Origin of the sequence: Lacrimispora sp. BS-2, assembly GCF_040207125.1 — a bacterium.
Taxonomy (GTDB): Bacteria; Bacillota; Clostridia; order Lachnospirales; family Lachnospiraceae; genus Lacrimispora.
Genome location: NZ_CP157940.1, coordinates 3,854,210 through 3,876,610 on the forward strand (window position 1 = coordinate 3,854,210; position 22,401 = coordinate 3,876,610).

Genomic DNA, 22,401 nt, shown 5'->3' on the forward strand with positions numbered 1-22,401 from the left:
ACAGATATGAAGGTTTTTGTACCCCAGGAAGATGATTACAGCGATGGCGATATTCCGGAAATTGATACGGAACCATATAAAGATGGATTCTATGTTGAACCATTACCGGAATCGGAACGGCCAAGACGGGATGGTCCCGGAGGAAATTAACCGGACGCGTATGCCATAATCCGGTTCATTGCCCGCACAAAAAAGAAACGGCGGGAACATGAGTTATCGTGTTCCAATGCCGTTTCTTTTTTCAGCGGAGCCACTAATAAATAATCTGGTCTCCGTCTTTGATACAGTAATTTACTTTTACTCCCAGATCTTCCATCCATTTCCTGGTCTCAAGAGTTTTCCAGTCCCCGCTTCCGGTTCCGCCGCCGTTGTCGTTATTCCACAGCCAGAGCGGACAGGGCCACAGGGCGATCTGGGGCTTTATGATTGTATATACTTCCTGGCTGACGCCGTACTGGCCATGATGGGACATCTGGACAATATCGCTTTTTAAATCTTCCGCGCTGCGTTCCGCAGCCAGAAGCTGTCCGGCTTCCGGTCCCATATCACCTAATACCAGGATGCTCACATCGTTTAAGAAAAATTTATAAGCAACGGAGCTGTTATTTACAGAGGTGGCATCCAGAAGATAAGGATTATTTAAAACCCTGGCTTTTATCTGGCCCAGCTGGATATCCTGATCCTTTTGCACGGTGTGGAGCCTTTCGGCAGGGAGAGTTGCAAGGGCTGACCGCAGGTTGTTTACCAAATCCGCCCGATGAGGCTCAACTTTTTCATACCAGGACTGATCCGCCAGGGAATAATAGACATTGTCAATGGTAATCTGGCTGTCCGGGTTGCCTAAAATCTTAACAAGTGCTCCCACATGATCTGAATGAGGATGGGTAATAAACCATCCGGATACGTGTCCGCCCTTGGAACGGAGCACTTCCGTCAAGTGGTCCGCATCAATATCCCAGCCGCCGTCAATGACCACAAGGGTTCCGTTCTTGTCCTGTAAAATCATGGAAAGCATTTGCCGGTTGTCGTAATCTGAAAGCAGGGATAAGCTGCCTCCGTTAAAAATCTTGCTTCCCGGCCCAATGTTAAGTGCCGGTCCAAATCCCATGCTCCGCGCAGTCAGTTCCCCGGCAGAAACGCTGGGTGTCAGAAGCTCTGTGGTAAATGCGGTAAATACAATGTTCAAAAACAGCACACAAGCCGCTATTTTTTTCCATATGCTGAAGTTTTTCATGGTTACCTCCGTTTTCATTAGCATAACTTCTTTAAAATAATCTCTATTATTATATAAGAACAGGCTCTTTTTTAACAGGGGGAAAGAACAATTGTCAGAAAATCTTCAGAATTAAAAAAGAAAGCATTCTCCAAAGGCTGTAAAGTAGTGCCTGGTTCATTTTTTTCATGATATAATAACGGCAAAAGGAGGCGGAATCATGTATACTTTTGAAGATTTAGTAAATATTACAAATAAACTGCGATCCGAAAAAGGCTGTCCCTGGGACAGGGAGCAGACCTATGAAAGTCTGAAAAAATGCCTGGAAGAGGAGAGCGGTGAGGTTCTTGACGCCATTGATCATGAGGATATGGAAAACCTTTGCGAGGAGCTGGGAGATATCCTGTTTCTGATAATGCTTTACAGCCGGATCGCAAAGGAAAAGGGAGACTTTTCCTTTGATGATGTGGTGAACGGAATCTGTGAAAAAATGGTACGCAGACACCCCCATGTTTTTGGCGGCGAAATGGCCGGTTTGCAGCAGGAAGGACAGGCTCTTTGGGATGCAATAAAAAAGCAGGAGAAAGCCCTTCAAAAGTGCGAAAAACCTTGACAAAAACGGGAGAAACAGCTATAAATGATATAGTAATCGTGTTATGCGAAAAATCGTAGCCTGGTGCTACATTCTAGGAGGAAGATATCAATGAACAAAGCAGAGTTAATCGCAGCAGTTGCAGAAAAAGCAGAGCTGTCCAAAAAGGATGCGGAGAAGGCAGTTAAAGCTTTGACAGATGTAATATCTGAAGAACTGGTTAAAGGCGAGAAAATCCAGTTAGTTGGTTTTGGTACATTTGAGGTATCTGAAAGAGCGGCAAGAGAAGGAAGAAATCCAAAGAGCGGCGAAGTTATGAACATCCCTGCTTCCAAAACACCGAAATTTAAAGCTGGAAAGGCTTTAAAGGATATGGTGAATGCTTAATTCATGAGACTGGATAAGTTTCTTAAAGTTTCCCGCTTAATCAAGAGAAGAACCGTGGCTAACGAAGCCTGTGATGCAGGCCGTGTACTTGTAAATGAAAAGCCTGCGAAAGCGTCCTTAAACATTAAGGAAGGCGACATAATAGAAATCCATTTTGGGACTAGCTCTGTGAAGGTTGAGGTTCTTGATGTAGTGGAAACGGTAAAAAAGGATGAAGCAAAAGAGCTTTACCGTTATCTCTAGCTCATAGTTTCGATACGTACGATAAATTTCTGTAATATTGGAGCGTGCCTCCTAATATACTTTATACAGGTATATTAGGAGGTTTTTGTATGGAAGAAAAGGTGAATATCCGCCCCCACAGGCTGACAATAGAAAACCGGGGTTCCGGTATGATGACAGGAATACGGGAAGTAGTGTCCTTTGATGAGAACCAGGTGGTACTGGATACTGATATGGGACTTTTGACTTTAAAGGGAAAGGGACTCCATGTCAGCCGCCTGACTCTTGAAAAGGGGGAAGTGGATCTAAACGGCAATATTGAGAGTCTTACCTATTCCTCCAATGAAGCTCTGCGCAGGTCAGGGGAATCCATGATTTCCCGGCTGTTTAAATAAGAACTAGAAGGAGTCATATGAGCGTTCATATCATTTATGAAGTAAAACTTCTGCTCTACAGCTTTTTAACAGGCGCAGGGCTTATGATCACATATGACCTGTTACGTATTTTCCGTATTTTCATTCCCCATTCCTATGTGTTTATAGGAATAGAGGACATGATATACTGGGTATATGCTGCCTTGGTCACATTTTCTCTGCTGTATGAACAGAATGACGGAGGATTAAGAGGATATGCCGTTACTGGAGTATTTATTGGAATGTTTTTGTATGATAGAATAGTAAGTAAACATTTTATAAAACTCTTGAAACATTTTCGGAAGTACCTTAAAATGAAAGCTAAAGGCTGTAACCCCAAAAGGAAGCAGCGCTAAAGGTGATTGGTGATTGTATGGACAAAATGGGAAAATCAAGAAGAAAGAGAAAAGACAGGTGGGGCAATCGAATGACGATTATCGGAATTACCTTTGTCGTATTCAGCCTTGCCGTGATTGTTACCATTAAGGGAGTTACATTAAAAGAAAAAGAGCGGGAATATGAGCTCCGTCTGGAAAATCTTCAGGCTCAGGTGGACAAGGAAGAGGAACGGTCCCAAAAACTAGAGGAATACCGGGTTTATGTCCAGACCAAACAATATATCGAAGAAGTCGCTAAGCAGAAGCTGGGACTTGTAAATCCTGACGAGATTTTACTGAAGCCGTCACAAAGGCATTAAGGCCTCCTGCGGGTATCACCTGACGTCCAAAAAGCTTGGACAAATAAGGGGAAAGCTGTCGTACAATTTTACATCAAGAGTCAGCCATTTTGACAAATATTTTCCTTCTGTCTGTATATAATGTGGTTTATGATAAACTGTATTTTAGTTTTTCATAAAAAGGTGCTGCTTTTGCACCATCCATCCGATTATGAGAACTTGTTTTCATAATATGGTTTAAAGCATGATACAGGCAGGAGGGATTTTTGTGTTCAGACGTAAGGCGGCACATCACGATATGGCTGATGTGAATGTATATACGGCAAAAAGATTAAACGACATGGCAAACTCTTTAGGTGAGCTTGCCAGAGCTTGTACAGATGACTTGTCAGCAGAACAGGGACTTACAAAGGAAGACGGCATTGCAGCCCTGCAGACGGCAGCGGCTATGGTATGTGCAGGCTGCAACAAATGCATTGTGTATTCCGGCAAAGAACAGGACAATCAATATTATCTGCAATATCTGGTTCATGCATTTGAACAAAAAGGGAGTGTGGACTACGGGGACATGCCCCGTTTTTTTCTGGAAACCTGTAAAAGGAAGGATGATTACATGGCCCAGCTGAATCGGGGGCTTGGCAGGGCCACCATGAATCTGGCCTGGAAAAACCGGTTTTTAGAAAGCCGGGACGCGGTTATCGTCCAGTTTAAGGAACTTGCCGTGATCCTGGAGGAGTTCTCTCATCAGGTGGAGCACTCGATTGACATAACTCCGGATTGGGAGGATGAAAATAAAGCGGGCATTCCGCCGAAATCATATTATTGTTGAAAAGATGCTCATTTTAGAATACGAAAATCATCAAAGAGAAGCATTTCTGACCATGAGGACCTTAAACGGCCGGTGCGTAACGGTAAAGGAGGCCGCGGAGATCCTGGAAAATGCCATAGAGGAAGGGGAATGGACGGTGGCCCCTGACGGCAGGAACCTGGTGACAAAGCAGGCCGATACCATACGGTTTGTAGAAAAGGGAGAGTACCGGGTCCTCTACGGTGTGGCAAAGGCGGTAAAAACCGGGGAAGAGGTGTCCGGAGATAATTACTCCTTTGGACAAGTCCAGCCTGGACAGGCTATTATGAGCCTTTCGGACGGTATGGGAAGCGGCAGGGTGGCCGAGGAGGAGAGCAGACAGGTCATCGAGCTGACACAAAGGCTGTTGGAGGCCGGATTTTCCACCAGAGCAGCCCTTAAAATGGTCAATACGGTCTTACTTTTGACCGGAATCTCCCAGCATCCGGCCACCCTGGATTTATGCTGTATTGATTTAAAGACCGGAATACTGGAGGCAATGAAGCTGGGAGCGGCAGCCACCTTTATTCTCAGCGAAAAGGGAGTGGAGCTTTTGGAAGCCGGTGAGGTTCCCATGGGCATCATAAACCCGGTGGAGCCGGTTCTCCTGTCTAAAAAGCTGTGGGATGATAACCGGATCATCATGGTAAGCGACGGCGTGTTAGATGCCCTTCCTGCAGATGACAAGGAACTGATGCTGACGGAGTTCATTTCCGGAATGCCGGTAAAGAATCCTCAGGATATGGCTGACAGGATCCTTTTGTTCGCAAGATCCTTTGCCGAAAGGGCGGCAGATGATATGACGGTTCTTGCCGCCGGAATATGGAAAAGAAAATAATAATTGCAACAGACATGTTTTATGGGTATATTTATAATATAGAGGGGAGAAAATCAACTAAGGAAGGTGACTGAATGTACAGAACGATATTGGATTATATCAGACGGAACCGGCTGTTTGCTCCGGGGGACCGCGTCATCGTGGCGCTTTCCGGAGGAGCCGATTCGGTCTGTCTTCTTGTAGTCTTAAATGAACTTAGGGAAGAGCTGGGGCTTAAGTTAAAGGCAGTTCATGTCCATCATGGTTTAAGAGGGAAAGAGGCGGACCGGGACAGTGATTACGCCAGAAAGCTGTCAGAAGATGTGGGAGTGCCTTTTGCCTGCGTCCGGGTGGATGCAGCCCTTTATGCCAGGGAACATGGCATGTCGGTGGAAGAAGCGGGAAGACATCTGCGTTACCAGATTTTTGAGAAAGAGCTCCTGGACTTTTCGGGCACAAAAATAGCGGTGGCCCACCACAGGGATGATCAGGCTGAGACCATTCTTTATAATCTGTTCCGTGGAACAGGATTAAAGGGGCTTGGAGGAATGCGCCCGGTACGTGACAAAATTGTCCGCCCTCTGCTGTCTGTTGGAAGGGAGGAAATTCTTGCATATCTGGCGGAAAAAGGGATATCTTATTGTGAGGACTCCACCAATGCCCAGACGGATTATGTAAGGAACCGCATACGAAGGCGGATTTTGCCGGAGATCAGGGAAGAAGTCAACAGACGGGCAGGGGAAAACATCCTTCATGCGGGAGAAATGGCCGCACAGGCGGATGCGTATCTGGAAAAACAGGCGGAAGGCATATTAAAGGCCCGGGGAGTATTGGAAACAGATGACGCAGGAAGAGTAACGGCGCGGGGGATTGATGTAAAAACTCTTTTGGCGGAAGATGACATTATAAAGAACTATGTGATCCGGAGGATGATCCGGTCTGTCAATGAATCCATGAAGAATATTACCATGACTCACGTGGAAAGCGCGGCAGCGCTTATTTTTGGTTCTGACAGCAGGCAGGTGGATCTGCCCTGCGGACTTATTGGGGTGCGTATTTATGATGAATTGTGGATAAAAAGAAAAAAACAGGAAGGACCTGTGGATAAGGAAAGGGCTGTTTTGCTGCCTGAACTGGATTTTAAGGTCTTTCCTTACAAAAAAGGCCAGAAAATTCCCAAAAACGGGTATACGAAATGGTTTGATTATGATAAAATCAAATGTGCACTGTCTGTGAGGTATCGGGAAACCGGTGATTACATGACACTGGCCGGAGGCGGCAGAAAAACAGTCAAGGCATTTATGATTGATGAGAAGATTCCGAAAGAGGAACGGGGAAAAATACCGCTGGTAGCGGATGGTTCTCATGTCCTCTGGGTCATCGGATACCGGATCAGTGAATATTATAAGATAACAGATGATACCCATACAGTAATACAAATGCAGTTAAACGGAGGAACACTCTCCGGGCATACTACTATGCCGAAAATACAGGGCAGGAAAGAGGAAAAGATAATGGATGATAAGATACGTATATTGTTATCAGAGGAAGAGGTAGCGGCAAGAGTAAAAGAAATAGCAGAAAAGATCAGCAGGGATTATGAAGGAAAGCCCCTTCATCTGATCTGTATCTTAAAAGGAGGCGTTTTCTTTACCTGTGAGCTTGCAAAGCGGATCAATCTGCCGCTTACCATGGATTTCATGTCCGTATCCAGTTACGGTGCCGGAACGGTATCCAGCGGAATCGTCAAGATCACCAAGGACCTTGATGATCCCATTGAAGGGAAGGATGTATTGATCGTGGAGGATATTATTGATTCCGGCAATACTCTGGCCTATCTGATCGAGGTGTTAAAGCAGAGAAATCCAAACAGCATTGAGCTGTGTACTCTTCTTGATAAACCGGAGCGCCGGGTGAAAGATCAGGTCAAGGTGAAATATACCTGTTTTACCGTGCCGGATCAGTTTATCGTTGGATATGGTCTTGACTACGATCAGATATACAGGAATTTACCATATATTGGAGTTATAGAACAGCAATAAGGAGGCAGCATGTTGAAACAACAGCAACCATTCAGAGGCTTGGGCTTTCTGCTCCTTCTGGTCATCATGCTTTTATTTGCCAGTAGGCTGCCCCAAAAGAGTGGAATCATTACCAACCAGGAGCTGATGCAGGCGATTGATAATGGGACCATAGCCTCGGCAACTATCAGGCAGAACGATCCGCCCCCAACGGGAAGGATCGAGATGACCATGACTGACAACTCATCAAAACAGGCCAATGTGTCCAATGTCATTGAGATTCAGGACCGTTTGGACCGCAATGGAATCACCTATACGGTGGATGCAGTACAAAAGGAAAACTTATTCCTGACCATTACGCTTCCATTGATTCTCACAGCGGTAGTTTTAGTTTTTCTTTTCATGCTGATGAATGCCAGGGCAGGGGCAGGAAGCGCTAATGCCAAAATGATGAATTTTGGAAGAAGCCGGGCTCATCTTGCAAAGGATGCCAATAAGGTGAACTTCAGTAAGGTGGCAGGGCTTGAAGAGGAAAAAGAGGAGCTGGAAGAAGTCGTTGATTTCTTAAAGAATCCTCAGAAGTATACCAGCGTGGGAGCACGCATTCCAAAGGGGATCCTCCTTGTGGGACCTCCGGGAACAGGAAAGACCCTTTTAGCCAAGGCAGTGGCAGGAGAAGCCGGAGTGCCGTTTTTCTCCATTTCCGGTTCCGATTTTGTGGAAATGTTTGTAGGTGTGGGCGCTTCCCGTGTAAGAGACCTGTTTGAAGAAGGGAAAAAGCATGCGCCCTGTATCATATTCATTGATGAGATTGATGCGGTAGCCCGACGCAGAGGAACGGGTATGGGCGGTGGACATGACGAGAGGGAGCAGACCTTAAACCAGCTTCTGGTTGAGATGGATGGCTTCGGGATCAATGAAGGAATCATCGTTATGGCGGCTACAAACCGTGTGGATATCCTGGATCCGGCTATCCTGCGTCCCGGACGTTTTGACCGGAAGGTAGGAGTAGGAAGGCCTGACGTAAAAGGAAGAGAAGAGATCCTTAAGGTTCATTCCAAGGAGAAGCCTTTGGGAGAAGATGTGGATTTAAAGAGGATCGCCCAGACAACAGCGGGATTTACCGGTGCGGATCTGGAGAACCTTATGAATGAAGCCGCCATTTATGCGGCGAAGAACAGCAAGAAATTTATCAATCAGGCTGACGTTGACAGAGCTTTTGTAAAGGTTGGAATCGGAGCTGAGAAAAAGAGCAAGGTTATAACCGAAAAGGAAAAGAAAATTACAGCTTATCATGAGGCAGGCCATGCGATCTTATTCCACCTGCTTCCGGATGAAGGCCCGGTGCATACCATCTCCATCATTCCTACGGGAATCGGCGCGGCCGGATATACCATGCCATTGCCGGAGAATGACCATATGTTCAATACCAAAGGCAAGATGCTTCAGGATATCATGGTGGATTTAGGCGGAAGAATCGCAGAGGAGATCATTTTCGGCGATATTACCACCGGAGCTTCCCAGGATATCAAGCAGGCCACGGCCACAGCAAGGGCTATGGTGACCCAGTACGGAATGTCTGATAAAGTGGGCATGATAAATTATGATAATGACGGGAATGAGGTCTTTATCGGCCGTGATCTGGCTCATGCCAAGAGCTATGGCAACCAGGTAGCCAATACCATTGATAACGAAGTAAAGCGGATCATTGATGAGTGCTATGAAAAGGCGAAAGACATCATCTTAAAGCATGAAGAGGTTCTTCACGCCTGTTGTAAGCTGCTCATGGAAAAAGAAAAGATCGGCCAGCAGGAATTTGAAAGTTTGTTTCCTGCAGCAGCAGAAGGTTAAAAACCCTCTGCAGGCTTAAATAGGATAGAAGCGCAGAGTCTGGGAAAATATCTAAGTTTTCACCCCGGAATCTGCGCTTTTTTGTGCCTAGTGCAGAACTAAAGGAAAAATGCATAAAAAAATATAAGTAAAAAAATGATGTTTGTGCACACTTATTTTCACAGCCGTGGTATAGTAATAATCGTAAACCCCCCCAATACATTATATAGTTTTTGCTACACCCCATAAGAAACGAAATACCTTCTCCGAAAAACGGTCAGCTGCCCCGCTGGCCGTTTTTTATGCCTGTTAGTTAAAAAGGCAGGGTTGTATATTTGGATTTAATCGGATAAAATAGAATGTATAGACAATGAGAAAGGAAATGAAAATCATATGTGCTTCCAGGCTGAGGCGTTAAATAGAGATGCGTTATTTACTGATGAGACAGAAAGCTTCCGATTCCCGGCTGAACCCGGTGTGGGGGATGATGTGATTCTGCTTTTCCGAACAGCAAAGGGTAATGCAGACCAGGTCTGTTATATCCAGGAGGGATTAAAGGATGAGACTGCCATGGAAAAGGCAGAATCTGACGGGCTATTTGATTATTATAAACATAGATTGACGGCAGGGCATGAGAAAATCAGCTACAGCTTTAAGGTAGTCAAAGGCGGAGAAGTCTGCTACTATAACCGGCTGGGGGTTTCAGGGGATAATCCGGAAGGGTTTTACTTTCGCATTGTCCCCGGTTTTTCTACGCCTGACTGGGCAAAAGGGGCTGTCATGTATCAGATTTATGTGGACCGGTTCTGCAATGGAGATGAGTCCAACGATGTGGTGGACGGAGAGTATGTATACATTGGCCGTCCGGTATCCAATGTACAGGACTGGGGGAAGTATCCTGACCAGATGGACGTAAGGGATTTTTACGGCGGCGATCTGCAGGGGGTATGGGATAAGCTGGATTATTTAAAAAGTCTTGGCGTTGATGTAATATATTTTAATCCTATTTTTGTCTCCCCATCCAATCATAAATATGATTGCCAGGATTACGACTACATTGATCCTCATTATGGCGTGATTGTAAAGGATGGAGGGCAGCCGGTAGCATCCGATGCAAAGGATAACCGGTTTGCCACAAAATACATGATCCGGACTACGGATAAGGAGAATTTAGAAGCCAGCAATGAATTTTTTGCCCGGTTTGTGGAAGAGGTGCACAAGCGGGGGATGAGGGTCATCCTTGATGGGGTATTTAATCATTGCGGCTCGTTTAATAAATGGCTGGATGGAGAACGGATCTATGAGATGTCTGAAAAATACCAGCCCGGAGCCTATGTGTCAAAGGACAGTCCATACAGGACATTTTTTAAATTTCACGATGAAGGAGCCTGGCCCTATAACCGTTCCTATGACGGCTGGTGGGGGCATGAAACTCTTCCAAAGCTTAATTATGAGGATTCCCAGACTTTGTATGAGTATATCCTGCAAGTTGCCCGGAAATGGGTTTCCCCGCCCTACAACGTAGATGGCTGGCGTCTTGATGTGGCGGCAGATTTAGGCCACAGCAGCGAATACAACCATAAGTTCTGGAGAGATTTCCGAAAGGCGGTAAAAGAGGCTAATCCGGATGCCATTGTACTGGCAGAGCATTACGGTGACCCGTCTGGCTGGCTCCAGGGGGACCAGTGGGATACGGTCATGAATTATGATGCCTTCATGGAGCCGGTAACCTGGTTTTTGACGGGAATGGAAAAGCACAGCGATGAAAGCAACTTAAGTCTGTTTGGCGACGGAGAAAGCTTTTTTAAGTCCATGAACTACCATATGAGCCGTATGATGACAGGCTCCATTCAGACGGCTATGAATGAACTGTCAAACCATGACCATTCCCGCTTTATGACCAGAACCAATGGCCGGGTGGGACGGACTTCCACTCTGGGGCCGGAAGCAGCTTCCCAGGGCATTCATAAGGGGATTTTCAGAGAGGCGGTCATGATCCAGATGACCTGGCCCGGTGCACCTGCGATTTATTATGGAGACGAGGCCGGTGTCTGCGGCTGGACAGATCCTGATAACCGGAGAACCTATCCCTGGGGCAGAGAGGATTTAGAGCTGATCGAGTTTCACCGGTATATGACAGGACTTCATCACAGCATACCGGCACTGCGGTTTGGGTCCTTAAAGCAGCTTCTTGCCGGGAACCATCTCATTTCTTACGGGCGTTTCTGGAAGGACAGCATTTGTGCCGTGGCGGTCAATAACCTGGCAGAAGAACGGCAGATCAGTATCCCTGTATGGCAGCTGGGAATGAAGGATGGAGAAATCATGTCCCGATACATGCTGACCTGTGAAAACGGGTACAATGCAGGCAAAGTTCCCTATGAGGTGATGGACGGCCAGGTGCTTGTCTCCATGCCGGGAACAAGCTCTGTTTTGCTTGTGGCGGACCAGAATTAGAAAATTTATTTTTTTATAAAAAACCTTGATTTTTTAATGTCCCTGTGATAAAATAACACTCGCTTGCTTAATAAAAAGCATGGGTGGGTTCCCGAGCGGCCAAAGGGGGCAGACTGTAAATCTGTTGTCGACGACTTCGAAGGTTCGAATCCTTCTCCACCCAGTCCGTACCGTTGTTAAGAACTGATGCGGTATATGAGAATGCCGGCGTGGCGGAACAGGCAGACGCACAGGACTTAAAATCCTGCGGGACTAATCTCCCGTACCGGTTCGATTCCGGTCGCCGGCATGATGAAAAAGAGACCTTGTACTCTGATATGGAGCACAAGGTTTTTTGGCGTTTAAAAATGAGAAATCCAGGTATATCAATCTTATCTGTTCCCCGTAATTTTCAAAAACTCCTCCATTGCCCGGGTGAAGCGTCTGCCGGTCTTCCAATAGAAACATAAGTTTCGCTGGCAAATGCTACTTTCGATCTTATAATAGATAACATTTGGATGAGACAGAACCTGTGCGATCAGTGTGTCACTAATAAAGGATATTCCCATTCCTGAACAGGTTATATTATAAGAAGTAAGCTGCTGGTCAAGTTCAAATACAATTTCTGGAGCAATGTCGTACTCCTGCAGAATTTCTATTGCGCGCTTCCTTGTATCGTTCTCAGGCTTCAGCATAATAAATGGCTCTTTTTCAAACAGTTTAAGCGGTGCCGGTCTAATATTTTCTTCCAAAAAGGAACCATCAAGAATCCGTTTTACCGGAACCTGGTACTGCTTTGCTTCCCGGTTAATTTCAAAGGTTTTCGGCACAGCCAGAAGCAAATGTTCTTTTTTGTAAATGCGGCTGTCAAATATGGCTTTGTCCAGAGAACAATTATCAATCATCAAATCAATTCTGCCATTTTGGAGATAGGATGCCAATGCGGCTGTGCTCTCTTCAATCAGCTCCACCTTAACCATTGGAAAGCGCCGGGTAAATTCGCCAATTAAAGGAGGCAGTACCCATGAAGAAAAAAGGCTGCTTCCTCCCAGGACCAGCTTTCCAATTTTCAAATCTCCCCAGTCATTCACAAAGTTGTAAAAGTCACTTTCAATAAAAAGCATTTCCTCCACAGACTTAATATATTTTTCTCCACATTCCGTCAGAGTCAAAGGCTTTGTACTTCTGTCAAAAATCGGATAGCCGATTTTATTTTCTATTCTTTTTATGGTAGCGCTTAGGGAAGGCTGAGAGATAAATAATTTTTTTGCTGCGTTGGAAAAACTTTGTTCTTTGTACACCATGTATACATAATCCATTCCCTTAAACATCATGAACCTCCCATTTGGTTATATAACTCTAAAGTTATACTTGTTATAGAAATATACGTATTTGATTATATTATATATAAATTCTATAATAAATACAATACAAAATGGCATTTTGCCAATTATGGAGGATATATCATTGGATAATAAAAATAACAAAGATTACCGGATAGAAAAGGATTCCATAGGAGTCAAAGGTGTACCGGGGAATGTGTATTATGGCGTACAATCACTTCGTGCGGCAGAAAACTTTCATATTACCGGTCTCAACATTCACCCTGAAATCATTAACAGCCTTGCTTACATAAAAAAAGCAGCAGCAATTACCAATCTTGAGATCAATCTTCTGGACAAAAAAACTGCAGAAGCCATTGTTCAGGCATGTGATGAAATTCTGGCTGGAAAATTCCATAAAGACTTTATCGTTGATCCGATCCAGGGCGGAGCAGGAACTTCTCTGAATATGAATGCCAATGAAGTGATAGCCAACCGGGCCATTGAACTTCTGGGCGGACAAAAAGGCGATTATTCCATTGTGAATCCCAATGATCATGTAAACTGCGGCCAGTCCACAAATGATGTCATTCCAAGCGCCGGGAAAATGACTTCATTAAGACTTCTTAAAAATTTGAAAAAAGAACTTCTCCGGCTGAATAAAGCATTTTGTGAAAAAGCTGTCGAATTTGACCATGTCTTAAAGATGGGACGCACCCAGATGCAGGATGCAGTTCCCATTCGGCTGGGCCAGGAGTTTACAGCCTATTCAACAGCAATTATGCGTGATATCCGCCGCATGGACAAAGCCATGGAAGAAATGTGTACTTTAAATATGGGCGGAACAGCTATAGGGACAGGTATCAATGCAGATGTGAGTTATTTGAAACGTATTGTGCCTAATTTAGCCAAGGTGTCAAATATGGAATTGGTGCAGGCTTCAGATTTGATCGATGCAACACAAAATCTTGACTCTTTCGTTGCCGTATCAGGTGCAGTCAAGGCCTGCGCTGTAACACTGTCTAAAATTGCCAATGATCTTCGCCTGATGTCTTCCGGACCAAGAACAGGCTTTCAGGAAATCAACCTTCCTGCTAAGCAAAATGGTTCATCAATCATGCCCGGCAAAGTAAATCCGGTTATTCCCGAAGTTGTAAATCAGGTGGCCTTTAATATTATAGGCAATGATGTAACCATCACCATGGCCGCAGAAGCCGGACAATTAGAATTAAATGCATTTGAACCGATTATTTTTTATTGTATGTTCCAGTCGATTGACACTCTTGCCTATGCCGTACAGACATTTGTAGATAACTGCGTATCCGGTATTACGGCTAATGAAACAAGATGCCGTTATTTAGTAGAAAACAGTGTGGGAATCATCACAGCGATTTGTCCCCATGTTGGGTACCAAAAAGCGGCAGATATTGCTAAGAAAGCCATGAATAGCGGCAAATCCGTAAGAACATTAATTCTGCAGGAAAAACTTATAAGTGAAGAAGAACTGGACCTCATATTAGATCCGGTACATATGACAGAGCCAGGGATATCAGGCAAAAATTTATTATTAAACAAAAAACGGGAGGCATAGATACGCAATAGAGAAAACAAGGCGAAAATCATTTTACAGGACACTGTTTGCCCAGTTTGTAAAAAATAGCCTAAATAAATGTAAAACATTGGTAAAATATATATAGTTATCTGAAAATTTGCCGATATACGCATTAGACCGCTGTAATTGTAATGACAGAGGGGTAAAATGGATATCGGAGGATAACATAATATGAAAAGGAAATACAAGGGAATAAAAAAGGAACTGGTAACATTCACCATTGGATGTATCATCTGCATTGTATTCGTACTGTCCATAGGCTCCATTTATCTGACCTATCATACGACCCGGAGATCCTTGGCCAAGAGCTTAAAGGAAACTTCGTAACTGGTTTCTGAAAAAATAACTCAGAAGCTGGAGGAGTATTCCATCATATCCGAATCAATCGCCCTTTATATGAAGGGAAATGTGCAAAAAGAGGGCAGCATCAATATATTCTTACGGATATCATGTTCCCAGTACGGACTTAATAACATCGATATTATTTCATCTGACGGGACCTCTGTTGTCAATGGAAAATCCTATGAACAGGACAATGCATACCTCCAGGCCAAAAACGGAACTCCCTTTTTATCCGACCCCATGATTCATAAGGATTCCGCTTTCTTTGAATATGCATACCCTTATGATGATCTGGTCATTATGATTGAATTTCCTTATTCTGTTTTCCAGGAAATGATCCAGGATACGAAGCTTGGAGATACGGGAAGTACCTATATTTTAAATCAGGAAGGTACGAAAGTGGCCCACGAGGATTTTTCTCTGGTATTATCCCGGCAAAATGATGCAGAGGCGGCAAAGAAAGATCAAGCCGCTTATGGAGAAATCGCAAAACTGGAAACCGCAATGGCGGCTGGGGAAAACGGCTTTGGATTTTATCACTGGAACGGAGATAACAGATTTGGTTCCTATGCTCCTGTGAAAGGCACCAATGGCTGGTCGGTGAATGTGACCGCTTCGGAATCGGAATTTATGTCCGGTGTTATAACCTCCATGTTAAATGCTGTCATTTTGGGAGCTGTTTCCCTGATACTTGCGGTTTTTGTCATGTTTCGGATCACGGACCGGATAACAAAGCCCATCGGGCAGGTGGTTGATTCCATTGATCAGTTATCTGCCGGAGATTTGAGCATTGAACTGCATATGAAACGTCACGACGAAATAGGGGGAATCGGAGAAAAGGTCAATGAAATGGCAGGGAAATACCGGGATATCATCTATGATATTTCCGGATTTTTACAGCAGGTCTCCTGTGGCAACCTTACGGTTCAAAGTAATTGTGAATATCCAGGTGAATTTAACGGAATACGAAGTTCCATGGAAATGATCGCTTCCCGCTTAAATGATATCATATTAAACATCCGTTCCTCCGCCCAGGAGGTCAATTCCGGAGCAGAACAGGTTTCCGGCGCCTCCCAGGCTCTTGCTTCCGGAGCAGCCATGCAGGCGGCAACGGTGGAAGTATTAAATGCTTCCATTGTTAATGTTTCGGAAATGACAGAAAAGAATTCAGAGCATGTACGGAAGGCTTCCGATTATGTAAAGCAATCCGGATCAAGGGTCAGTGCAGGAAACCGGCATATGCAGAGCCTTCATTCCGCTATGGAAGAGGTAAGCCTGTCTTCTGAGAAAATATCCGGCATCACAAAAATGATTGAGGACATTGCATTTCAGACCAACATACTGGCTTTAAACGCAGCCGTTGAAGCAGCCCGGGCCGGAAGTGGGGGCCAGGGGTTTGCGGTGGTTGCAGGGGAGGTGCGGAACCTGTCAGCCAAATCCGCTGATGCGGCAAAACAGACTGCCAAACTGATTGAGAATACGGTAAAGGCGGTATCAGAGGGAAAAAGACAGACGGATGAGACCGCAGGAATCCTTAAGGAGATTGCAGATAAATCCATTCTTGTGGAACAGGTCATGGAGGAAATTGAATCATCCACTCTGGAACAGGCCAAGGCTATGGAGCAGATCTTAAAAGGGCTGTCCCAGGTATCTGCCGTTGTCCAGTCCAATGCAGCAGCGGAGGAAAGCTCGGCTTCCAGTGAAGAACTGGCGGCACAGGCACAGGCGTTAAAGCAGGAGGTTGCAAAGTTCAACTTGTTTGAGAGTAATTAAAAAAGCCAATCCCGGTTGGGAAGGCTTTTTTTGTTATGCCTCTGTTTTCCAGAATCCATGAAGATTGCAGTAGGCGAAAGCGGCCTTTGGAGAATCGCCGTTTTCCAGTGTAAAGCGGGCCACCGGTTCACAGTCCGGACTTAAGCTTACCCTCATAACGCTGCCTGCCGTTGTCTGCAGGCAGACCCAGGCAATGTTGTGATCCTCAGTCATGGGATGGAACGCGCTGCCTACCTTTACGGTCACATGATTTCCTTCTGTTTCAATGACCGGGGCATGCTTTTCTGCGGCTCCATCCGAGGTATTAGGCTCTAATATTTCAAAAGGTTTCAAGCTGTCCGGGAGTGCAGCGTTGGGAGTTCCGGCAATGGCTTCCAGAATGACGTTATGGTTTTTGTCGGTTAAAAATACAGGTTCGTTTTTCATGGGGATCCTCCAATCACAAATTCTTCTTTTTTATCTCATATCAATATAAATGGGTATTATTGCAGGCATTGATGTAACATGCTTCAATTCATTTATCAGAATTCCCAGATAGGAGCCGAACCATTATGCCAACTTTATCCAAAGGATGCCATGATCTTAAAAAACATGGTTTAAAGCCGTTGAAGCGGACACATTGGTGGCTTATAATGGTTTTATTAAGAAGAGACAGGAGTAAGATGAGATGATACTCAGTGTCAGCAGGCGGACTGATATTCCGCAGTTTTATCCGGATTGGTTTTTTGACAGGTTAAAAGAAGGGTATCTATATGTAAAGAATCCCATGAACAGCCGCCAGATCAGCCGGATCGATCTTTCCCCGGAGCAGGTGGAACTTATGGTTTTCTGGACGAAAAACCCGGAACCAATGATGGGACGGATAGGGGAGCTGGGGAGCATTCCTTTTTATATCCAATTCACATTGACTGGATACGGGAAAGATATTGAACCTGGCCTGCCGGATAAAAGACGTCTGATTGAAATTTTCCGGAATACGGCAGAACAGGTGGGAAGGGACCGTATGGTCTGGCGGTATGATCCCATATTCCTTAACGACCGGTACAGGGAAGAATACCATTTGCGGGCTTTTGAGGAAATCGCCAGGGGGTTATGCGGTTTAACAGAAAAGGTAGTGATCAGTTTTCTGGACAAGTATGGAAAAACAGAGCGTAACATGAAGGGAATCCCGGTAGAAGAACTGGACGAAGAGGGGATGAAGAAGCTTGGTGGAAGGCTGGCCGTGATTGCAGGAGGTTACGGGCTTAGAATTGAAGCGTGTGCGGAAAAAGCAGATTTAAGCTCTGTTGGAATTTTCCGGGGAAGCTGCATTGATCCCGTTATGGCGGAACATTTAACAGGCGGTCCGGTATGCCGGAGAAAGGATAAAAACCAGAGAATGGAATGCGGATGCCTGGAAAGTGTTGAGGTGGGAACCTATGACACCTGCCTTGCCGGGTGCAGGTATTGCTATGCCAATGACAGCGTTGAAGCAGTGAATAGGAAGAGGACTTTATATGATGTGCATAGCCCCCTGCTATGCGGAAGGGTAGAAAAAGAGGATAAGATCACGCAGCGGAAATGCAGGTCTGCCCGGGAAGAACCGACTCTTCCTTTTTTATGAACAAGATCATTTCTTAGAATACCGGATCCATTACAAAGTTTATAAAATTGTGTGGAAATTGCGGTGTGAAGTCTGGTATAATTTGTTATTAAAAGGATTTCTGATGACAGGAGATTTTACAAATGTATGAGTTAAATCAGGTTAGTACAAATAGTTATTACGTTCAAAGTCCGGCAAAAATTGGGATTGTTAAGCTTAACGATACGGATGTATGCCTTATTGACAGTGGAAGTGATAAGGATGCAGGGCGAAAAGTCAGGCAGATACTGGATGCCAATGGCTGGCGGCTGACAGCAATATATAATACTCATTCCAATGCCGATCATATCGGCGGCAATAAGTATTTGCAGAATCAAACCGGATGCAAAATTTATGCACCAGGTATTGAATGCGACTTTACAAATCATACGCTTCTTGAACCGTCCTTTTTGTATGGCGGGTTCCCTCCAAAGGACTTGCGGCACAAATTTCTGATGGCGCAGGAAAGCAGTGCGGAATATCTTACTGATGATGTTCTTCCAAAGGGTCTGAGCGCCATTCGGCTTCCCGGCCATTTCTTTGATATGGTGGGTTTTAGAGATGTGGATGATGTTGTTTATCTGGCAGATTGTTTATCAAGCAAAGAGACCCTGGATAAATATCAAATCGGGTTTCTCTATGATGTATCTGCTTACCTTGAAACCCTGGAAATGGTGAAGACCCTGAAAGCAAAGGTTTTTGTACCTGCCCACGCAGAAGTGACGGACAACATCGCCCCCCTGGCTCAGATTAACATTGACAAGGTTCATGAAATAGCAGACAGGATACTTGAAATTTGTAAGAAGCCGGTTATCTTTGAGAAAGTCTTACAACAGCTTTTTAATGATTATGGTCTGGAGATGAATTTTGAGCAGTATGTGCTTGTTGGCAGTACCGTTCGCTCTTATCTTTCCTGGTTAAAGGATACGGGGCGGATTGCAGTGATTTTCGAAAATGGACAACTGCTTTGGAAAACAAATATTGGGTTCAATGTGTAAAATCAGGAGATATTCAAGGTGTATAAGTTTTGAGCAGGCATGTGGTATGTTTTGATTTGGAAACTGCGTCAGATGAGTATCTGGCGCAGCAGATGAAAGAGGAAAATTTTACTTAGAATTATGTTTTTTTGACATAAATTAGAAAACTTAGCTTGACAAGAGAAGAGAAATCTTGTAAAATTGTTCATGTTGCAGGTGATTATGCCCAGATAGCTCAGTTGGTAGAGCAGAGGACTGAAAATCCTCGTGTCGCTGGTTCGATTCCGGCTTTGGGCATTGTGCTTTTCGAAGCACCTTTGAAATATCTTCGGAAATTCCCTGCGGGTGTAGTTCAATGGTAGAACACTAGCCTTCCAAGCTAGATACGTGGGTTCGATTCCCATCACCCGCTTTAAGGTTATCAGGCTAAAATAGATGCAAGGTTGTATCTGTTTTAGCCTGATTTTTTATGTTATATTTAGATAGCCCAGAACGAAAGATAGATTTGAATGAAATAGGGATTACTTATTTTATTGGAAGCACCTATCGAAGAAAAGGATATGCAACAGAAGCGGCGAAGGCTTATGCAGAAAATTAATGATAAAAATATAATTATGATGTGGTAAATATTTATGCTTATCTGTCATAATAATACTGGAACAAATTTAGCTTCGCTAAAATTTTGCACGAATGACCGGAGGATTTTCAAGTATAATCAGGCGGGACGCGTTGGGGAGATGAAATCTTGCTCTTTTGTTTCTTTTTTTAAATCAGGAATAATTCTTATTTGTGTAACAATGTCACTGAGACATTGCCATAAAACCGATATAATAAAGGCATCGTAAAAAGAATTATTTAAAATAAGAAGGAGATGTTTAAATGAGTATATTTAACTTTTTTTCTAACCGATCGGATTTTGCCTCAGCAGTTGAGCAGGCAAACCACACGCCTGGTGCCGTATTGCTGGATGTGCGTACGGTACAGGAATACGCCGATGGCCATGTTCCCGGCAGCGTTAATTTACCTCTGGAGCAGTTGGAATCCATTCAGCTTAACAAAAACAATCCAGTTTTTGTTTATTGCCGCAGCGGAGCACGCAGCAGACAGGCCTGCATTTATCTTCGGACCAATGGTTATTCCGTTACAGATATAGGCGGGATCGCGGATTATCGCGGCAAACTGGCAAAGGGAATAAAATAAGGAATCAAGATCATACGTATGCTTATCAATGCTTAAAGCAGCTTGAGGAGGAATGTGACCGTTCCGATGCTGTTTACCCGTATTTTGACACTTTCGCACAAATGCTTCAAGACTCGAACTCAGATGTCAGAACCAGAGGGATCATCCTGATTGCTGCCAATACCAAATGGGACAGGGATAACCGGATTGACGAAATAATTGATGAGCTTTTAAAGCATGTGATAGTTGAAAAGCCTGTTACGGTAAGGCAGTGTATTAAAGTTCTTCCTCAGATTGCTGCAAGTAAGTCCTGTTTGGCTGAGTGCATAACCCATGGGCTTTTATAAGCCAATCCGTTAAGATATAAAAGCAGTATGCAATCACTGATATGCAAAAATATTCAGAATGAGCTGGAACGCATCAATCGTAATCAATAAGGAGTATAAACTTCTAGGCAATATCTGCCCTGTTTTATTATTCTTTGCTGAAAAAAGCTGCTGAATTTAAAGCTGTCAATGCCGGCAGCGGGCTGGCGCAGTTGTCCAAAAGAGGTGAAATTAAAAGGAATTAATGAAAATATATAGCACAAAATAACAAAAAAAGTGATATTAACCTCTTGCATATTTTAAAAACCTATGATATAATTCCAGTGTTACAACAGATGAATAAAAGTTGATTTTTTTATGCGCGAGTGGCTCAGTTGGTGGAGTACGACCTTGCCAAGGTCGGGGTCGCGGGTTCGAGTCCCGTCTCGCGCTCTTTTTATTTGTAGCGGAAGCCTTAATTTTAAAGGATTTCCGCTATTTTTTTGCCTATCTCAGATTTAGACAGCTGTATACAATATCTGCAAAAAGCCACTCTCAACACTAAAAGGAAGCGAAAGGCAATGCTTCCGTTTCCTTCCCACCAGCCAAAGGCTATTCTACCTGAGGCAGACGAGGTGCGTGTTTCCTGCGTGGACAGGAATATCAATAAAGAACCTCTGGCCGTCTGCTGGCGTTGTTGTGACAATGGCTGTCATGCAGATTGCACGTGTCTATCATGTAAACATCAGAAGGATTGTGGTTTACCCTCAATTTCAACCAATATTAACGTAACATAATCGTCTCTGTCTTTTGTACCTATCTCAAATATAAGGTATTCCTCATAAGCATTTTTCCCAAGTTTTATCTGATGGTCCTTTGCGTACTGCATAATCTTTGTATACATTTCACTGATATTACGATAACTTCCTTTATAATAGACCTGGAGATACCAGCCTTCTTTTCGCACCAGAGTGTTATTTTTTTTATCAGAATTATTGGTTTTAGTATACAGATAGGAAAAGCTGTCGAATCTTTTATCACGGATACTATCAATGGTAAGTGATGCTCCAAGAAAGTCGATCATGCTTGCATTACCATTGTTTCGGAATGCGATCAGCTCTGTTAGAAAACTTGAGTAAGAATTATCCTTGTCATTATCCATTAAGGTACTGCAAAGGGCTTTCATACTTTTATGATAAGCCGGTTCTATGATATTGTATTCTACGGATAAGGCATTTACTGTTAATTCCTTAAGAGACTCTATCTCCCGTTTCGTGTTCTTTAACTTTTTAATTTCCTCAGACACTTCATTTGATTTTTGTTCCAGTAAATCAACTAATTTTTCAGGGTTTCTTTCATCCATGTACTTTTTAATTTCTTTTAATGGCATTCCCAGCCTTTTTAACGCAGAAATAATTGAAAAAGTATCGAATTGGCGGAAGGAGTAATAGCGGTAACCATTTTCTTTTATGATCTCAGGCTGAAAAAGCTTTATTTGATCGTAATGAAATAAAATATGCTTTGGAATTCCACAGAGTTTTGCAAATTCTCCTGTTGTTAAGTATTCACTTTTATCTTTAGACATAAAATTACCTCTGTTCTATGCTGCACCTTAAGAATTTTATGTTTGCGGCCGCAGCATAGACCCAAACCTGATTATTTCATTCCCACTTATGTGTTACCTAACTAAGCCAGTATTAAAAAAACAGGAAATATCAAACAATAAAGATAATGTACTTTATCGGATTTTTTCTTCTTGACTATAAGATAACCTTATAGTTTATAATAGTCGGGCAGCCTTTTCCTGTCAAGGAAT

The 22,401-nt window shown here is 43.8% G+C and carries 21 protein-coding genes, 5 tRNA genes and 2 pseudogenes; 24 read left to right on the top strand and 4 right to left on the bottom strand.

The window, feature by feature from the left end; genetic code table 11:
* Positions 1-6 precede the first annotated feature (6 nt).
* Positions 7-150 carry an AE-binding protein gene (locus tag ABFV83_RS18100; protein ID WP_349945829.1) on the top strand — a complete coding sequence of 48 codons (144 nt, stop codon included), beginning with the start codon at positions 7-9 and terminating at the stop codon, positions 148-150.
* Between the two features lie 103 nt (positions 151-253).
* Here ABFV83_RS18100 and ABFV83_RS18105 read toward each other — a convergent pair whose 3' ends face one another.
* Positions 254-1,234 carry an MBL fold metallo-hydrolase gene (locus ABFV83_RS18105; protein ID WP_349945830.1) on the bottom strand — a complete coding sequence of 327 codons (981 nt, stop codon included), beginning with the start codon at positions 1,232-1,234 and terminating at the stop codon, positions 254-256.
* Positions 1,235-1,433: 199 nt separating this feature from the next.
* On the opposite strand from ABFV83_RS18105, the gene ABFV83_RS18110 reads away from it, so the two are divergent.
* From ABFV83_RS18110 to ABFV83_RS18170, 13 genes and pseudogenes are all read left to right on the top strand, one after another.
* Positions 1,434-1,826 carry a MazG nucleotide pyrophosphohydrolase domain-containing protein gene (locus ABFV83_RS18110; RefSeq protein WP_349945832.1) on the top strand — a complete coding sequence of 131 codons (393 nt, stop codon included), beginning with the start codon at positions 1,434-1,436 and terminating at the stop codon, positions 1,824-1,826.
* Positions 1,827-1,889: 63 nt separating this feature from the next.
* The gene (locus ABFV83_RS18115) at positions 1,890-2,192 is read left to right on the top strand and encodes an HU family DNA-binding protein (protein ID WP_268875600.1); all 303 of its coding nucleotides are present in this window, start codon (positions 1,890-1,892) and stop codon (positions 2,190-2,192) included.
* A gap of 3 nt (positions 2,193-2,195) precedes the next feature.
* A complete protein-coding gene (locus ABFV83_RS18120; protein ID WP_054738198.1) occupies positions 2,196-2,435 on the top strand; it encodes a S4 domain-containing protein in 240 nt (79 codons plus the stop codon).
* Positions 2,436-2,524: 89 nt separating this feature from the next.
* The gene (yabP, locus tag ABFV83_RS18125; protein WP_054738199.1) at positions 2,525-2,809 is read left to right on the top strand and encodes a sporulation protein YabP; all 285 of its coding nucleotides are present in this window, start codon (positions 2,525-2,527) and stop codon (positions 2,807-2,809) included.
* Positions 2,810-2,826: 17 nt separating this feature from the next.
* Positions 2,827-3,183: a spore cortex biosynthesis protein YabQ gene (gene yabQ / locus ABFV83_RS18130; RefSeq protein WP_349945835.1), complete on the top strand. Its 357-nt coding sequence runs from the start codon at positions 2,827-2,829 to the stop codon at positions 3,181-3,183.
* Between the two features lie 17 nt (positions 3,184-3,200).
* Positions 3,201-3,524, top strand: a complete 324-nt coding sequence (locus tag ABFV83_RS18135) for a septum formation initiator family protein (RefSeq protein ID WP_349945837.1) — start codon at positions 3,201-3,203, stop codon at positions 3,522-3,524.
* Positions 3,525-3,801: 277 nt separating this feature from the next.
* Positions 3,802-5,188 (top strand): annotated as a pseudogene (locus ABFV83_RS18140) (SpoIIE family protein phosphatase).
* Between the two features lie 74 nt (positions 5,189-5,262).
* A pseudogene (tilS, locus tag ABFV83_RS18145) lies at positions 5,263-6,585 on the top strand (tRNA lysidine(34) synthetase TilS); the annotation flags it as partial.
* 96 nt (positions 6,586-6,681) lie between these two features.
* Positions 6,682-7,209, top strand: coding sequence for a hypoxanthine phosphoribosyltransferase (hpt, locus tag ABFV83_RS18150; protein WP_349948948.1), 528 nt, complete (start codon positions 6,682-6,684; stop codon positions 7,207-7,209).
* Between the two features lie 12 nt (positions 7,210-7,221).
* Positions 7,222-9,039 (top strand): ATP-dependent zinc metalloprotease FtsH, encoded by a 1,818-nt coding sequence (ftsH, locus tag ABFV83_RS18155; protein WP_349948949.1) that lies wholly within the window; start codon positions 7,222-7,224, stop codon positions 9,037-9,039.
* 372 nt (positions 9,040-9,411) lie between these two features.
* A complete protein-coding gene (locus ABFV83_RS18160) occupies positions 9,412-11,475 on the top strand; it encodes a glycoside hydrolase family 13 protein (protein ID WP_349945839.1) in 2,064 nt (687 codons plus the stop codon).
* An 81-nt stretch (positions 11,476-11,556) separates the two neighbouring features.
* A tRNA-Tyr gene (locus ABFV83_RS18165) sits at positions 11,557-11,638 on the top strand.
* A gap of 40 nt (positions 11,639-11,678) precedes the next feature.
* A tRNA-Leu gene (locus tag ABFV83_RS18170) sits at positions 11,679-11,764 on the top strand.
* 82 nt (positions 11,765-11,846) lie between these two features.
* On the opposite strand, the gene ABFV83_RS18175 is transcribed toward ABFV83_RS18170, so the two are convergent.
* Complete coding sequence (locus tag ABFV83_RS18175) at positions 11,847-12,788, bottom strand: LysR family transcriptional regulator (protein WP_349945840.1); 942 nt, start codon at positions 12,786-12,788, stop codon at positions 11,847-11,849.
* 133 nt (positions 12,789-12,921) lie between these two features.
* Between ABFV83_RS18175 and ABFV83_RS18180 the strand changes: the two genes are divergently transcribed.
* From ABFV83_RS18180 to ABFV83_RS18190, 3 genes are all read left to right on the top strand, one after another.
* On the top strand, positions 12,922-14,367 hold the full coding sequence (locus tag ABFV83_RS18180; protein WP_349945842.1) for an aspartate ammonia-lyase: 1,446 nt from the start codon (positions 12,922-12,924) through the stop codon (positions 14,365-14,367).
* Between the two features lie 192 nt (positions 14,368-14,559).
* Entirely contained in the window at positions 14,560-14,715 is a 156-nt protein-coding gene (locus ABFV83_RS18185) for a hypothetical protein (protein ID WP_349945844.1), read from the top strand.
* 81 nt (positions 14,716-14,796) lie between these two features.
* Positions 14,797-16,503 carry a methyl-accepting chemotaxis protein gene (locus ABFV83_RS18190; protein ID WP_349945846.1) on the top strand — a complete coding sequence of 569 codons (1,707 nt, stop codon included), beginning with the start codon at positions 14,797-14,799 and terminating at the stop codon, positions 16,501-16,503.
* Between the two features lie 33 nt (positions 16,504-16,536).
* Here ABFV83_RS18190 and ABFV83_RS18195 read toward each other — a convergent pair whose 3' ends face one another.
* Positions 16,537-16,929, bottom strand: a complete 393-nt coding sequence (locus ABFV83_RS18195; protein WP_349945848.1) for a desulfoferrodoxin family protein — start codon at positions 16,927-16,929, stop codon at positions 16,537-16,539.
* A 241-nt stretch (positions 16,930-17,170) separates the two neighbouring features.
* Here ABFV83_RS18195 and ABFV83_RS18200 point away from each other — a divergent pair, with 241 nt between their 5' ends.
* The 7 genes from ABFV83_RS18200 (at position 17,171) to ABFV83_RS18230 (ending at position 21,038) form a co-directional block, all read left to right on the top strand.
* Positions 17,171-18,106 carry a DUF1848 domain-containing protein gene (locus ABFV83_RS18200; RefSeq protein WP_349945850.1) on the top strand — a complete coding sequence of 312 codons (936 nt, stop codon included), beginning with the start codon at positions 17,171-17,173 and terminating at the stop codon, positions 18,104-18,106.
* Between the two features lie 122 nt (positions 18,107-18,228).
* Positions 18,229-19,122 (top strand): MBL fold metallo-hydrolase, encoded by an 894-nt coding sequence (locus ABFV83_RS18205; protein ID WP_349945852.1) that lies wholly within the window; start codon positions 18,229-18,231, stop codon positions 19,120-19,122.
* Positions 19,123-19,325: 203 nt separating this feature from the next.
* A tRNA-Phe gene (locus ABFV83_RS18210) sits at positions 19,326-19,398 on the top strand.
* A gap of 44 nt (positions 19,399-19,442) precedes the next feature.
* A tRNA-Gly gene (locus tag ABFV83_RS18215) sits at positions 19,443-19,513 on the top strand.
* A gap of 467 nt (positions 19,514-19,980) precedes the next feature.
* Positions 19,981-20,301 (top strand): rhodanese-like domain-containing protein, encoded by a 321-nt coding sequence (locus ABFV83_RS18220; protein ID WP_349945853.1) that lies wholly within the window; start codon positions 19,981-19,983, stop codon positions 20,299-20,301.
* A gap of 101 nt (positions 20,302-20,402) precedes the next feature.
* A complete protein-coding gene (locus ABFV83_RS18225; RefSeq protein WP_349945854.1) occupies positions 20,403-20,627 on the top strand; it encodes a hypothetical protein in 225 nt (74 codons plus the stop codon).
* Between the two features lie 338 nt (positions 20,628-20,965).
* Positions 20,966-21,038, top strand: a tRNA-Gly gene (locus ABFV83_RS18230).
* A 292-nt stretch (positions 21,039-21,330) separates the two neighbouring features.
* Here ABFV83_RS18230 and ABFV83_RS18235 read toward each other — a convergent pair.
* Positions 21,331-22,170, bottom strand: coding sequence for a MerR family transcriptional regulator (locus ABFV83_RS18235; RefSeq protein ID WP_349945856.1), 840 nt, complete (start codon positions 22,168-22,170; stop codon positions 21,331-21,333).
* Positions 22,171-22,401: the final 231 nt, after the last annotated feature.